Origin of the sequence: Clostridium cavendishii DSM 21758, assembly GCF_900141845.1 — a bacterium.
GTDB classification, from domain to species: domain Bacteria; phylum Bacillota; class Clostridia; order Clostridiales; family Clostridiaceae; genus Clostridium_AG; species Clostridium_AG cavendishii.
Map to the genome: position 1 here is coordinate 148,525 of NZ_FQZB01000015.1, position 14,992 is coordinate 163,516.

Genomic DNA, 14,992 nt, shown 5'->3' on the forward strand with positions numbered 1-14,992 from the left:
TGCTAAGTTTTATGTTTTCTTAAATTTGAATTTGGTATTATAAGCGTGAAGATACTTCCAACAGCTACAACTGAATAATAGGTTATTATTCTCCAAACAAAAAGAGCTGTTATAATTGAATCGCCTTTAAAAAACAAGCTGTAAATTAAATAAAAGCCACCCTCTGCACCACCTTCTGCACCAGGGAGTGGGATTATTGCCATGAAGTTTGTTAGAAAGATTTGGGCAGCAATCATTGTGAGTATATCTGTTGAATTAAAGCCAAAGCTTCTATAAATGCAATATGGAATACTAGAAAAAGATAAACATTCAAGAAATGTCAGTATAGCTATATAAATACACATTTTAATATGTTTACTCATTAAAGAAGCATTTTTATGAAATTCATTTAATTCAGTTTCAATTTTTTTATAAGTATTTTCAGTATTCCTAGTTAAATGAAATTTTTTTAATATTTTAAAAACAAATTTAAAAATACTTTTTGGTATTTTGTTATTAATTGAGAATAGTATTGCAAATATGGTGATTATTATATGAATAATAACTCCGGAAATAGAAAGATATAAAAAATATTTAACTTTGGAGCTAAAATAATTGAATTTAAATACAAAGGCTAATAGTAAAATAAATATATTTATAGCTTGATATATTATAAATTTTACCATCAAAATAGATCCAGCTATTCCAGCAGGAATTTTACTTTCAGTCATTGAATAAAGTTGAGCAGGATGACTTCCAGCCGAAAATGGGGTAACAGCACCAAAAAATTGCCCAACTATTTCAAATTTAATTGAACTTATGAGTAAATTATCTGTATTATAAAAGTTTTTAGTTATTATATATAGTGTAAGCATTTCAAAAATTAAAAATATAAGCATTAGTAAAATAGCTAGTGATATCCATGATGTATTAAGTAACTTTAAATCTTCAATTAAAGAATTTAAACCCTTATTAAAAATGAAAAATGATACAAAAATACAGGCGGAGACTATTACTACAATAGAATTAAAAATTTTATTTTTCATTTGTAGTACTCCTAAGTTTTTTATTACTATGATAGTATATATCATCATAGAAATCTTTCCACATCTTTAGAACATAACTCTTTGAATAAAATTCATGACATTTCCATGAATTATTGCACCAAGTTTCATACTTATTATCTTTCTTTTCTAAAGAGAGTATTATTTGAGAGAAGTCTATTATATCTTTTCCTTTTAAATAATAGTCAAATAAAATATCATGATATATATCTAATTCTCTTAAAAGTATAGGTGTTTTTAATGCCATAGCTTCAAGAATGGACATTGGAAATAATTCATTATAAGATGGTAAGAACATCAAATCACAAATATTATAGATATCATTCATTTTATTTCTATTAATGATACCTAAAAATTTAACATTTTCAGGTGGGTTGTCAAAAATCCATTTAAGTTCTTTGTACCCATCAGTTATTGAACCAAAAGAAAAACCTCCCGCCCATATAAATTGAATATGTGGAAGTGTTCTGGCAACTTCAATAAAATCCATAACGCCTTTTCTAGTTTGGACTTGACCTACACCTAAAACTACAAATTTTTCTAATGGAATATTATACATTTGTTTTATAGTATTAATTTTTTCTTTATCATACCTATAAAAATTATCTTCTGATACGAAGTTTGGTATATAAGTAACTTTATTCTCATTTATTGCATATTTTTTAAGGACATTAATGAAGTAGGGATTAACTACAACTAAATGGTCAACGCTTTTATAGAACCAGATTATGTACTTATAGAAAATTTTTTTTATAAAGCTAGGAAGATTTAAACTTTCTTCTATTGTTTCAGGAACAAAGTGAACATAAGCTACATTTGTACCAAATAGTTTTGAAAAAGGTATATTTAGAAAGAATTTAAAATCAATAGTATGATAATGAGTTATATCACACAAATTAAATGTATTTATCTTAACCTCATAATCTTCACCAAGCCCATTTCTAACTAAATTTACCTGTTCAAGATAAGCTGATAATACTCCATGCCCCTCTACCTTATCGGCTGAAGAAAGCATATTAATAGTAGGCATAAAAAGACTCCTTTCAATAATATTGATACATATATCTTTTGTAATTTTTTATTATATATTCTGATTTTTTCTTGGGAGTCTTTTAGATAGTAATATTATTAGTTTTAAGCACAAGTAAATTGTACAGAGGGTGTATAATTTTTTATTAGGAGTGAGTCATAGTAAAAATATACACTTTCTATTTTTTATATGATATTTAGTATGTTAATATTTTATCAGAAATTATTTTTAAACCTTTTTCAAGCTCTTCCTTATTTGTTCTAGCTATACTTAATCTTAAGCCATGTTCACCAAGTTTTTCATCTAAGAAATATTTTTTACCATTAAAAATAACTATGTTTTCACTTTCTAGTTCGTGCATTAGTATATTAGGATTAATATTGTTTGGTAACTGAATATAAGAGTAAAAACCAGATGAACCTCCAATACACTTAATACCTTGTTGTTTTAATTTTGAATAATACTTATTCAAAATTTTACTTCTCTCTAAATAGTCTTTTTTAATAGAGTTGGTTTGTTTTTTTAGTAAATTACTCTTTATATATATTTCTAATGTAGCTTGAGATACTAATGAAGCAGAAAAATAAGAGTAATAATATGCAAAATGCAAGTATTTTCTGAATGCATCTAATAAATCAGTTGGGATTATAGAAATGCCTATTCTTATTAAAGGCAGTATTTTAGAATAACTTTTTAAATATATATGATGTTTCTTATCACCATAAGAATAAATAGGATCATATTTATCTATATCAACATCACCAAAATAATCATCTTCAACAATATAAACATCATATTTTTTAGCTAATTCAGCTATTTTTATTCTTTGGCCTTTATTCAAACTTGTTCCTAAAGGATTATGATTCCTGGTTACCGTATAAAAAAACTTTATATCATAGTTTTTAAATAGAAAAGCTAATTTATCTAAATCTAAACCTTTTTCAGTTCTTTCAATAGTCATTGTTTCAACCTTAGAGAATTTCAAAAATTGTATGAAATAACTATAGGTTGGTTGCTCTATTAAAATAATATGTTTTCCGTTAGGAAAAGGCATTTGAGTTAAGATGCTTAAAGCCTGCTGAATACCTAAATTAACAAAAATATTTTCCTTTTTAGTGAATACTTGAAAATTTGCCAAATAACTTGGCAGGATAGATCTTAAACTATCTATTCCTAAAACATTATCATTTAAGGACATATTTCCATAACTATCTACTGATCTATCTAAACAGTGTTTTAAGTCGGGAATATATAAATCATTTATATCAGGGTTTCCGCTAGAAAAGTCTAAAACATTTTTATTTTGAGTGTTGTTTCCTATAATACCTTCAACTATATAATATCCACTTTGAGGAACAGCATAGACAATGTGTTTGCTTTTTAATTCTTCATAAGCTTTAATTACTGTATTTTTGCTACAATTATATTTTTTACAAAGAATTCTTACTGAAGGTAATTTTTTTTTTGCTCTATATTTATTATTTATTATTTCTTCTTCTAAATCTTTCACAATAGTTTTATATATTAAATCCATAAAATCCTCCAAATTGTGATAGTACAGTTTAATTATATCATTATTAAAATAATGGGGTTATATAATATATAATTAAATTAGATAAATGACAAGTAGATTTTGAATCTTTATTAAAATATAGAATTATGAAGGAGATAGTATGGATAAAGCTTTTAAAGTATATATTATAGGATCTGTGGCTAGCGGAAAAACGACCTTAGCTAAAAAAATATCTGAAAGTTCAGGAATACCTTACTATGAACTAGATAATGTTATATGGAAGAAACATGAAGATGGAGATATTAAAAGAACAGCTGAGGAAAGAGATGAGATTTTTAATAATATAGTAAATAAAGATAGCTGGATTATAGAAGATGTTTGTAGATCTTGTTTTAAAGATGGACTTAAGAAAGCCGATTTAATAATAGTATTAGATATACCAGCTTTTTATAGAAAAAAGAATATTTTATTACGATGGATAAAACAAAATTTAGGGTTAGAAAAATCAGATTATAAGCCTACTATTAAAATGCTTAGATTAATGTATAAATGGTGTAATGAGTATGATGATAAAAAGGATCAGTTTATGAAAAAAATAGATCCATATATGGACAAGGTTAAAATTATGAAGACTTATCCCAAATATGATATTATTTAAGTTATAAAGAAGAATATACTTATTGATTTAATAATTTTATAAATGATATTATAAATAAAAATATTAATATATATTCAAGTTTAAAATTAATAATTGTATTAGTATATTTGTTAAACATAAAATAAGACAACATTAAATTTAATTTGTGAAAATCATATTATAATATATATGAAGATAAAAAATTTATTTAACTAAAAGAAAGGGAAAAGAATGATTTTTTTTGGACATATAGGGGTAACTACTGGAATCTGCAAGGCTTATGAAAAAATAGTTCATAAGGAGAATAATATTCATATTAAGCCAGCGATTGATTATAGAATTGTTTTAATTGGTTCAATATTGCCAGATATAGTAGATAAACCAATAGGTGCTTACTTTTTTAGAAGTACATTTCATAATAGCAGGATTTTTGGACACACATTAATAGTATCATTAATACTTGTAGTATTAGGCTTATATATGATATATAAAGAAAGGAAAAATAAGATTTTAACGCTTGGAATGTCTACATCTATTCATTTGATTTTAGATAGTATGTGGTTATATAAAGGTATATTGTTTTGGCCCTATTATGGTCTAAGATTCCCAGAAAGACCAGAAGGTAATTGGGTAAATATGAATATAGTACGACTTTTTACAGATCCAAGTTATTATGGTCCTGAAGTTATTGGTTTTTTTATTATTGCATATTATTTTTCAAAATTAATAAAGAAAAAACAGTTAAAATTTTTTATAACTGAGGGAAGATTATAGTAAAAATAGTAGATATGTTATAAAGGATGAAGTTTAAACTTCATCCTTTTTTGTATTAGATTTTAAAACATTATTACTGATTATTAACTTCAGTATTAGTTTGTGTATTGGTTTGATTATCAGATGATTGAGAAGCTGCTTTCATTTTATTGAGAGCATCTGCAGCTTGAGGACTTAATTGTAAAGTGTCTGTTCCATTAGTCTTAGTTATTCCGCCATCATCGCTCTTTTTTATGTGGTGATGATTATGGCCATGTTTATGTTTTCCTTTAATACCTTCAGTTTTATCAGTCTTATCAGCATTAGTAGTTTTATTTACATAATTATTAGGAGTTGTGTTAGCTACAGAGTATGGATTATTGCTACCTATTATCATTTGTAATTCCTCCAGTAAATATATATTTTGATTTAAGCTAAAATATTGAATTGATTTTTTAAATACTTTGTTTTATGACTTAATTGAATTATAAAATACTTTTGTGTTTTATTTGTGGTTAAATTTAAAAACTTTGTTCATAATTTTTAAGAAATAGAATTTTAGAGAATTAATTTATTGATTAGTGAATGAATTTTTTAGAGTAGAAATGAGATCTAATGAGCCTTTTTATCTTTTATTTTATTTTTTATTTTAATCTATTTTTAATGTGATTTTTAGGCCTTTTTAATTTAGTATGTGTAACATAGTGTTAAAAGAATTTTTAAAATTGTGGATGGAGGAATGAAAAAATGGAGAATATTTTTTATAAAGTAAAAATTTTTGTTAAAATATGTAAAAGTAGCTAATAAAAGCTATAAAATATACTGCTTAGAAAAGTAAAATATTGAAAGAATAAATAAAATATGATATAATGTTATAAATTTTAATTATGAAAGTCAACATATTTAAATAAAGTTAAAAGGCTACCCATATATTGGGTAGTCTTTTTCACATATAAGAAGTTTGCTTAACTTTTAAGTTATTGGATTTCTTTTTAAAACCGTTATAGAAATCAGGATACATAAAATTTCAGAAACTAAAGTAGCTATCCATATACCTAAGTCATTAAATAAAGTTGTCATAATAAATAGGGATAGGATAATAGTTACTAAACCTCTAGATAGAGATATTGCTATGGCTTTTGTAGGTTTTTCTATGGAAGCGAAAAAACCTGATATAAGAATATTATATCCAACTACTAAAAATGATGTAGAGAATAATTTAAAAGCATATACTGAATAATTAAAAAGATCCACATCAGCATTTTTTATAAAAACATTGACTATTGAACTAGAGAATATGAGCACAGTTGAGAAAATAAATATAGAAACAAAGGCTACTGTTTTTAAACTCATATTAAATAATTTAGAGATAGTATCAGAGTCACCTTTACCATAATAATAACTAGATAATGGCTGCATACCTTGAGTTATTCCAATCATAGTCATTAATACAAGTGTGTTTACATAAGATATTATTCCAAAGGTTATTATTCCATTCTCACCTAATCTATTCAATATAACTTGATTAAAAATAAATAAAACTACTCCAGTTGACATCTCGGTTATAAAATCAGGTAAGCCAATAGATATAATTCTTTTTAAGATATTAAAATCATATTTAAATTTTACAAATTTTAATGTAGAATTCTTTTTCAAAAAATGTACTAGAAAAAATACGCAAGCAATGACTTGAGAAATACCAGTGGCGTAAGCAGCACCAGCAACTCCAAAGTTTAACTTTATAACAAATATATAATCTAGAAAAATATTAGTTATAGCGGATAAACATACACCTATAATTGAGAAATATGGAAAACCATCTGTTTTCACAATAACCTCTAAATAGTAGGAAATTACAAAAAATGTATTGAAAGATATAATTATTCTTAAAAATTCTTTTACCATAGGTAATGTGCTATCAGTTGCACCTAAAAATATAGCTAATCTTTCAAGATTTAATAAGCTAAGAATTAAAATCGCTATAGAAAAAATAATCATGGAAACTATATTTAGAGTAAAAACTTCATTGGCACTTTTTAAGTTTTTTTTACCTAAATATATAGAAATTATAGTTGATGCACCAGTAGAAAATAATACTGAGCAAGCGAAAATAAAATTAACAAAAGGCATAGCTAAGTTCACGGCAGCTAAGGCATTGGGTCCAACCCCTCTTCCAACAAAGATACCATCTATGATTGTATATAAAGAATATACCCACATTGCAGAGATCGATGGAAGTGTATATTTAAAGAATTTTCGTCTTAAAGCTTTTGTCTCTTGTTCGTTCTGCATATAATCACCTCTCTAAAAGAATTATAAACCTTGGCATTATACCAAGGTCAAGTTATAATTATAATAGTTAGTCTAAATTGTGAAAGGGATAATTATAAGGTGTTAATTATGAAAGAGTATTATAAGATAGGAGAAATTTCAAAAATATATGAAATAGGTAGAGATTCACTAATGTATTACGAAGAAATTGGAATACTTAAACCTTTTAGGGATAAAAATGGATATAGGTTATATAGAGTGAATGATATATGGAAACTTAATCTAATAAAAGAACTTAGAACCTTTGGATTTTCTATGGCGAAAATAAAAGAATATTTAGATATAAGAAATATAGAAAATACTAAAGCAATGTTAAATGAGGAAATTTTTTTACTAGATAAAAAAATAGATCAACTTAATAAATTAAAAAAGAATGTTATAAAAAGATTAGAGGATATAGAGGAGGTAACTTTAAATAAGAATTTATATGAAATACAAGTAACCTTCATAGAAGATAGAAAGGCTATAAGATTAAATGGAAATATAATAAGAGATGAAGAGGTAGACTTTCTAGTGAAAAAATTACAAAAGAAGAACGAAGATAAGTTTTATTTGTTAGGAAATTATAATGTTGGAGCAGTATATTGTATTGATAAGATAAGGAAAGGGATATTTAACGAATATAAATCTGTTTTTTGTCTTTTAGATAAGGATGATGAAGAATATGATTTAATATTGGGCGGAGGATTGTATATAACATATTCCTATAGTGGTAATTATAAAAATAGTGAAAGACATATACCTAAAATTCTCAGGTTTGTAGAAGATAATGGCTATAAAATAATAGGTGATCCCATTGAAATATATAAGATAGATATACATGAAACTGCAAATATAGAGGAATTTATTACTGAAATTCAAGTACCAGTGGTTAAAGATTCATATATAGAAAACTAACATTAAAATTTTAATATATATGTTGTAATATGATTTCTACAAATTAAATTTAATATTACCTTTAAATAAGCTATAAAGACTTTATTTAAATAAATGTAGATTTAAAATTGCAATATATATATAAGTTAAACGTTAAATAGGTAAGGAAAATGTTATTTTTGGAAATAATGGATTGTTAATAATATAGATATTTTTGAAAAATATTAAGTTAGCTGATTTTTAAGATAATTATATTCTGAACATTACTTGACATATTTTTGAAATAGATACATAATATGTATAGGGTGAAACTAATATTTTGGGAGGGGTCATAATGAGGATAAAGAAATCAGGATTAGCATTTCTTCTATCTGTATCTATGTTATTTTGTAATGGAGGAATTGTTTATGCACAAACGAATGATGAGACAAAATTAAATCTTAAAAATAATATTACACCAATATATAATATAAAGGCTGAGAATGGATTTGAAGATTTAATTAAATGGAAACCAATATTAAAAGATAAAAAGATAATTGCTGTAGGTGAAGCTACACATGGAACGAAAGAATTCTCTCAAATTAAACATAGGATGTTTGAATTTTTAGTAGAAAAGATGGGATATAGACTTTTTGCGATAGAAGCAGACACAGCATTGATGGAGGAAGTAAACGATTATGTGCTCTATAATAAAGGAGAGCCTAATGAGATTTTAAAGAAGTTTTCTTGGATGCTAAATACACAAGAAATGCTTGATATGATTAAATGGATGAGAAATTATAATGATAATCCTATTCATAAGCAAAAGGTAAAATTTTATGGAATGGATATGCAGAGTGGACCGACAGCAATTCCTAGGGTTATAGAATACATTAAGAATGTTGACAATGAAAATTTAGAGAATTTCGAAAGAATACTAAATAATGTTAGTGGAAAAATATTATATACATGTGATGAGAGTACTTTTGAAAATATAAAAAATCAATCAATTGATTTAGAAAGTAAGATGGAAAAGAATAAGGATAACTATGTTAAAGTAAGTTCTTTAAGTGAATATGAGTTAGTTAAACATCATTTATCTGTTCTAAATCAATATATAGATATTACTAAGATTGCTAGAAAAAGTATTTCGATGGAGTATCTGTCTAAAAGAGATTATTACATGGCTCAGAATGTAAAATGGATACTAGATCATGAAAATGAATATGGAAATGATAAAATTATGCTTTGGGCTCAAAATGGACATGTAAGTAAGAAAGAAAGCAATTTTATACCTATGGGAGAAAATTTGAAAAATATATATGGAGACAAGTTTTATTCTATAGGATTAGATTTTTACGAAGGAACTTTTAAAGCACAAGATTGTAATAATGCTGATATGCCGCTAGTAGATTTTAAATTTGATAATTCACCAGAGGGGACTTTAGTTTATGAATTTGCTAAAACTGATTTAGATGCTGCATTTATGGATTTTAAAACTGCATCAAAAAATAAGGATATAAAAGAGTGGTTAAGTAAAAGTAAATTAGTTCATAATGTAGGATGGGGATTCGGTGAAGATTGGTCATATATGTATCCTGAGGATGTTACAGGTAATTATGATGGATTTATATTTTTTAAGAAAACATCACCTGTAACAGTTTTATCAAAAACTTCTTAGTAAGATTTTTAAAATAATATATAAGTTTTCAGTTCAAGAGCTATATAACTGATAATTACAATGTAGTGATATATTTAATAGTATTCTTAAATATGTTTGAAATGGGAATGTAAGTTATATATTTTTTAGATAATGTTATATTATAAGTTTATATTTAATAGTTTATATTTTTAGTGTTTTTAGGCTGTAAGAAGGGGATTTACTTCATTGCAGCCTTTTATAAGTGTAGTTAATAAAATTTTAACAATATATATTTTAAACTTTAGGAACTACATACTTTGAGTTTATTGTTAAAGAAGTGTAGACATCATTAAATTAAAAAAGGGAGTAGAAAGTCCAATAATTAATGAATAAATGCAACTTAGGTTTTGATATTAAAACTTAAAGTTGTATTAATATAATATTTTTTGAATAAGTATAATAGAGAATTATTTATAATTAGGTTTTAAAATGAATTTTGAAGATTTTTTTAATGATTGTTATGCATCAGCTAAAAATAATACGAATAAGAATGAAGGTTGTAATGATATACCTGGGGGATTTCAAGATCTAAATCCAGAGTTGTTTACTATATTGGGAACTATTGTAGGAGATGTTATGGCTGGAAATATGCCGTTTAATGTACAAAATGCAGTGGGAAACTGGTTAGAGCTTGTGGGTCAGATAATCTTAGTTTATAATGCTCAACAGCAATATTTTCAAGCTGGCCCAGGTAGGTATTATAATATTAACAATAAGAATATAAATAATCCTTTTTGTCAAACCAATTCGAACTCTTCATCAAGCAATAATAATAATTATGGAGATGAAATAGATAAACTTAAGGAAATTATAAACTCATTAGTATATGAAGTTGAGGAAATTAAGAAACAAGTAAAAAATATAAAAAATTATTAGATATACAATCAAAATCCATGAGAATTTTCATAATTCCATGGACTTTATTTTTGGGTAATAAAAATTTTATATTTATACTAAGTTTATTCTAAATAATAAAATAATTCATTATGTTATAATTAATTTAATTAATAAATTTAATTAATAAATTTAACTTAATCTATAAAAAGTTAAAAGGAGAAGTAAATGAAAAATTCACAAATATTAAAAAAAGATTTAGATAGAATAGATGGTAAAAGTTATAGATTATATAAAGATTTAGAGGGAGAATATGATTTTCAAGACTATAAGCTTAGCATAGATCATGTTCAAGGTGATCCATTTGCATCACCATCAAGAGTTAGAGTAATAGTAGATCAAAGGATGGCTAAGTTTCCAAAGGAGCTTTTTGATAAGAAACATAAAAATATTGCTGTAGTTGATTATTTAACAAGAGAATTCTATTTTAATATAAATAAATATGGAGAAAGAGTTTTTGGTTCAGGAAAAAGTGGGTTAATATTTATAAGTAAATGTCCACAAGAAATATTAGAAAGAACTTCGATAATTATAGATGAAGAGAAAATAGAAGCAAGATTTTATGTGGGGTTTCCTGCTAGAGGCAGAAGTGTTTTATCAAAGGAGTTAGAGAAGATACTTTATAATGTTATACCAAACCTTGTTGAAAGAACTTTAATATACAAGAATATTAATAGTAAAGCACTAATAAATAGAGTAAAACTAGTAGAGGATCAAGAATACATAAGGGGAGAGTTAGATAAAAGAGGTCTTGTAGCCTTTGTAGCAAATGGATCTATGTTACCTAGAGAAAGTGGTATATCTACTAAGCCTTTAAAGTCAGGAAAAGCTTTTATTTCACCAAAAGAGTTAGAAGTAGAGTTTAATACTATGACTCGAGGTGCTATTAAAGGGATGGGGATTAAAAAAGGAGTTACAATTATAGTTGGGGGAGGCTATCATGGTAAGTCTACTTTATTAAAAGCCTTAGAAAGTGGAGTTTATAATCACATTGAAGATGATGGAAGAGAATTTGTTATAACAGATGGTTCTGCATTAAAGGTAAGGGCAGAGGATGGAAGAGTTATAACAAAAACAGATATATCTTTATTTATAAACAATCTACCAAATGGTAAAGATACTGTAGAGTTTTATACAGATAATGCTAGTGGAAGTACATCACAAGCAGCTAATATTATAGAAGGCATAGAAAGTGGAGCAAAGGTGTTTTTAATAGATGAAGATACTTCTGCTACTAACTTTATGATGAGAGATGAGCTTATGCAAAAATTAGTGTCTAAAGATAAAGAGCCTATAACACCGTTTATAGAAATAGTAAAACCTTTATATGAGCAAAAGGATATATCAACAATATTGGTAGTTGGAAGCTCAGGTGACTTTTTTGATATAGCAGATTCAGTAATACAGCTTGATAATTATGAAGCTATAGATGTTACTAAGCAGGCCAAGGAGCTAAGTAAAGGTAACATTGTAAAAAGAATTAATGATAGAGATTTAAAGATAAATATTTCATTTAATAGAAAAGTTAAAAAAGGAACAATTTCTGAAGGCCCAAAGGGTGTAAAAATAAAAACTATTGGATTAGATACAATAAGTATAAATAGAGATGATATAAATTTAAGATATATAGAGCAGATAGTAGATAATGAACAATTGAATGCAATAGGTTCGATTATGAAGTATGCTGAAAATAAATATATGAATAAAAATTTAAGCTTTGAGGCTATGATAGATAATATAATTTCAGATATAGATAAAACTGGTTTAATGTCAATAGAAAAAATAAAAGGTGGAAGTGGAAGTTTAGCAATGCCTAGAAAGCAAGAAGTAATGGCTAGTTATAATAGATATAGAAAATTAAAGTTATAGAAGATTAAACTTTTTCCAAAAGTTTAGTATAATTTATATGTAATAGGTACGTCTTTTAATTAAAGAAATGTTTTTTGTTAAGTAATATCTTTAATCATTATTTTGTTAAGGTAATGATTAAAGATATTTTTTTATTATATTAGTAAATTTTTGTTAAAAGTCAACAAATAATTATAATACTTAAAAAATCAGAAGGAAATGTAATATATGAATAAACAAGTAAAATTTAATAGGTGAAAGTTTCTTAATAATATGTAAGAATTACTTATAGGTTAGTAATGTAGTATAATTTATAAAATTTCGAAATATAATACTAAAATTCGACAATTAGTGAAGCATGGATAATTTTATACGATAATAATATGTAAAAAATTAAATTAAATTTAAGTTATTAATGTATTGGGATTATAAATTTTAAATTAGATTCATTGAGTTTATATGTTAGGAGGTAGTAGTATAGCTTTTTTAAAATGGAAAACAAATGTAATAATTAAAAATATTATAATTATTTTTTTTATTATAGTTTGTATAAATATTTTTCAAATTAAACCATGTTATGGAACGACAAAGGAGATATTTCATGCTAACAGTGGAATAAATCTTAATAAAACTTTTTGGGGACATTATGGTGGTGAGCTTGATAATACTGCTAGTTCATATGCAGATGGAGGAAATATAACATATTATATTAATAACAATTTTATACCGGCTAATCAAGTTGAAAAAAAATATATATGCTATTATTTCTGTGCAGAAAATAGATATATAGATAGTGGAACTATTTTTAAATTTGATTCTTCATATCAGGTAACATTTATTACTAATGGGTGGGCTGGAGACTTTGAATTATTAGTAGCAGATAATGATATGAAATGGCAGTCAGTGGGTATAATTAATACTCATTATCCAACGGAACATACTTTTGATGGTGATAAATTGCCAATAAAGAATGTAAGGTATTTTAGAGCTCGTTCGATAAATGGGGGTAGCGTATCTCCTTTAGATATTTTTAATGTGAAAATTAAAAAGAAGGACTTAAATGATCCTAATAGTGGAATGGTTCAAATATTTGATGCTTTTAGTGGGGTAGATGTTAAAGATGCTTTTTATGGACATTTTAGAGGTGATTTAGATAATACAATTAGTGCATATGTTGATGGTGGGTATACGACCTTTGAAAAAGGATTTATAGCTTCGGATAATCTATACTTGAAATCGGATAATATATATTATTATAATGCACAAAATAGATGTATAGATTCTGGAAGAATATTTGAATTTGATTCGTTAGATAGTATTAAATTTTCTTTAGATGCACATCCAGGGAAATATGAATTATATGTAGGCGATAATGACATGAATTGGCATTATGTTGATACAGTAGAAGCAGACTCCAATCATAAAGCTACATACTCAATAGATGGTTCAAAGGTACCAATTAAAGATGTAAGATATTTTAGAGCATTTTCACCAAAAGGGGGAAATGTGGCATCTTTAGATATTTTTGATGTAGAAATTGATAGAAGTGATGATGTTCAACCTAATATATCTTTGTCACAAAATACAGTTGAATGGACAAATAAAAATGTAACAATACAAGCAATAGCTACAGATAATGAAACAGGTATAACAAAATTAACTTTGCCTAATAATAATTCTACTCAACAGAGCATAGCAATATATGAAGTAACTCAAAATGGTATATATACATTTGAAGCTGAAGATGAATTTGGAAATAAAAAAACAGAATCAATTAATATTACGAATATAGACAAAATCAATCCAGAAATTAACTTAGAATTAAATAATACAATTACACCTAATGAAACAATTTTAGTGAAAGTTAATGCAAAGGATAATGAGAGTGGTATTAAAGCAATAGAGCTACCAAATGGAAAAATAGAATTAGCAGATAATATTACATATGAGATAAATGTGAATGGAAAATATATTTTTAAGGCTATTGATAAAGCTGGTAACGAAATAGTTAAAAGTATAGATGTTATAGATATACCACCAGTAAATGTTGATACTACATCACCAGAAATCAAGGTAAGTACAAGCACAACAGATTGGACAAATAAAAAAGTAATAATAAATGTAGAAGCCATAGACATTGAAAGTGGAGTAGACACAATAACTAAGCCAGATGGAAGTATAATAAATCAAAGTATAGCTTCATATGAAGTAGATAAAAATGGAGTATATACTTTTGAGGCAAAAGATAAAAAAGGAAATGTAAGTAAAAGGGATGTAGTAATAAGTAATATAGATAATATTAAACCTAAGTTAAAAATTCAAGCAGATACAAGTGGTGTATTAATAGGAAGCGTTAAGATAAATATAGAAGCAGAAGATGCTGAGA

Annotated in this window: 11 protein-coding genes and 1 pseudogene; 7 read left to right on the forward strand and 5 right to left on the reverse strand. The window is 25.7% G+C overall.

Going from position 1 to position 14,992, the window contains the following annotated elements; translation table 11 throughout:
• Nucleotides 1-2 precede the first annotated feature (2 nt).
• From BUB01_RS17620 to BUB01_RS17630, 3 genes are all read right to left on the reverse strand, one after another.
• On the reverse strand, nucleotides 3-1,025 hold the full coding sequence (locus BUB01_RS17620; protein ID WP_072991129.1) for a lysylphosphatidylglycerol synthase transmembrane domain-containing protein: 1,023 nt from the start codon (nucleotides 1,023-1,025) through the stop codon (nucleotides 3-5).
• Nucleotides 1,015-2,073, reverse strand: a complete 1,059-nt coding sequence (locus BUB01_RS17625; protein WP_072991131.1) for a glycosyltransferase family 4 protein — start codon at nucleotides 2,071-2,073, stop codon at nucleotides 1,015-1,017. The genes BUB01_RS17620 and BUB01_RS17625 overlap by 11 nt, the downstream gene beginning before the upstream one ends.
• 196 nt (nucleotides 2,074-2,269) lie before the next feature.
• Nucleotides 2,270-3,607 carry an aminotransferase-like domain-containing protein gene (locus BUB01_RS17630; RefSeq protein WP_072991135.1) on the reverse strand — a complete coding sequence of 446 codons (1,338 nt, stop codon included), beginning with the start codon at nucleotides 3,605-3,607 and terminating at the stop codon, nucleotides 2,270-2,272.
• Nucleotides 3,608-3,746: 139 nt separating this feature from the next.
• Between BUB01_RS17630 and BUB01_RS17635 the strand changes: the two genes are divergently transcribed.
• Together BUB01_RS17635 and BUB01_RS17640 are read left to right on the forward strand one after the other, a co-directional pair.
• Entirely contained in the window at nucleotides 3,747-4,244 is a 498-nt protein-coding gene (locus tag BUB01_RS17635) for a P-loop NTPase family protein (RefSeq protein WP_072991138.1), read from the forward strand.
• 210 nt (nucleotides 4,245-4,454) lie between these two features.
• Complete coding sequence (locus BUB01_RS17640) at nucleotides 4,455-4,997, forward strand: metal-dependent hydrolase (protein ID WP_072991141.1); 543 nt, start codon at nucleotides 4,455-4,457, stop codon at nucleotides 4,995-4,997.
• A 73-nt stretch (nucleotides 4,998-5,070) separates the two neighbouring features.
• Here the strand turns inward: BUB01_RS17640 and BUB01_RS17645 are convergent, their stop codons facing one another.
• Together BUB01_RS17645 and BUB01_RS17650 are read right to left on the reverse strand one after the other, a co-directional pair.
• Nucleotides 5,071-5,373, reverse strand: coding sequence for a hypothetical protein (locus BUB01_RS17645; protein WP_072991144.1), 303 nt, complete (start codon nucleotides 5,371-5,373; stop codon nucleotides 5,071-5,073).
• A 575-nt stretch (nucleotides 5,374-5,948) separates the two neighbouring features.
• Nucleotides 5,949-7,268 (reverse strand): MATE family efflux transporter, encoded by a 1,320-nt coding sequence (locus tag BUB01_RS17650; RefSeq protein ID WP_072991147.1) that lies wholly within the window; start codon nucleotides 7,266-7,268, stop codon nucleotides 5,949-5,951.
• A 108-nt stretch (nucleotides 7,269-7,376) separates the two neighbouring features.
• On the opposite strand from BUB01_RS17650, the gene BUB01_RS17655 reads away from it, so the two are divergent.
• The 5 genes and pseudogenes from BUB01_RS17655 to BUB01_RS17675 form a co-directional block, all read left to right on the forward strand.
• Complete coding sequence (locus BUB01_RS17655) at nucleotides 7,377-8,204, forward strand: MerR family transcriptional regulator (protein WP_072991150.1); 828 nt, start codon at nucleotides 7,377-7,379, stop codon at nucleotides 8,202-8,204.
• A 313-nt stretch (nucleotides 8,205-8,517) separates the two neighbouring features.
• Entirely contained in the window at nucleotides 8,518-9,843 is a 1,326-nt protein-coding gene (locus BUB01_RS17660) for an erythromycin esterase family protein (protein ID WP_072991154.1), read from the forward strand.
• Between the two features lie 450 nt (nucleotides 9,844-10,293).
• Nucleotides 10,294-10,740 carry a hypothetical protein gene (locus tag BUB01_RS17665; RefSeq protein WP_072991157.1) on the forward strand — a complete coding sequence of 149 codons (447 nt, stop codon included), beginning with the start codon at nucleotides 10,294-10,296 and terminating at the stop codon, nucleotides 10,738-10,740.
• 186 nt (nucleotides 10,741-10,926) lie between these two features.
• Complete coding sequence (locus tag BUB01_RS17670; RefSeq protein ID WP_072991160.1) at nucleotides 10,927-12,627, forward strand: ABC-ATPase domain-containing protein; 1,701 nt, start codon at nucleotides 10,927-10,929, stop codon at nucleotides 12,625-12,627.
• A gap of 438 nt (nucleotides 12,628-13,065) precedes the next feature.
• Nucleotides 13,066-14,992 (forward strand): annotated as a pseudogene (locus BUB01_RS17675) (hypothetical protein); the annotation flags it as partial.

Coding starts and splice junctions, on each gene's coding strand:
- BUB01_RS17620 (WP_072991129.1), bottom strand. CDS start 1,025: ATGAAAAATAAAATTTTTAATTCTATTGTAGTAATAGTCTCCGCCTGT.
- BUB01_RS17625 (WP_072991131.1), bottom strand. CDS start 2,073: ATGCCTACTATTAATATGCTTTCTTCAGCCGATAAGGTAGAGGGGCAT.
- BUB01_RS17630 (WP_072991135.1), bottom strand. CDS start 3,607: ATGGATTTAATATATAAAACTATTGTGAAAGATTTAGAAGAAGAAATA.
- BUB01_RS17635 (WP_072991138.1), top strand. CDS start 3,747: ATGGATAAAGCTTTTAAAGTATATATTATAGGATCTGTGGCTAGCGGA.
- BUB01_RS17640 (WP_072991141.1), top strand. CDS start 4,455: ATGATTTTTTTTGGACATATAGGGGTAACTACTGGAATCTGCAAGGCT.
- BUB01_RS17645 (WP_072991144.1), bottom strand. CDS start 5,373: ATGATAATAGGTAGCAATAATCCATACTCTGTAGCTAACACAACTCCT.
- BUB01_RS17650 (WP_072991147.1), bottom strand. CDS start 7,268: ATGCAGAACGAACAAGAGACAAAAGCTTTAAGACGAAAATTCTTTAAA.
- BUB01_RS17655 (WP_072991150.1), top strand. CDS start 7,377: ATGAAAGAGTATTATAAGATAGGAGAAATTTCAAAAATATATGAAATA.
- BUB01_RS17660 (WP_072991154.1), top strand. CDS start 8,518: ATGAGGATAAAGAAATCAGGATTAGCATTTCTTCTATCTGTATCTATG.
- BUB01_RS17665 (WP_072991157.1), top strand. CDS start 10,294: ATGAATTTTGAAGATTTTTTTAATGATTGTTATGCATCAGCTAAAAAT.
- BUB01_RS17670 (WP_072991160.1), top strand. CDS start 10,927: ATGAAAAATTCACAAATATTAAAAAAAGATTTAGATAGAATAGATGGT.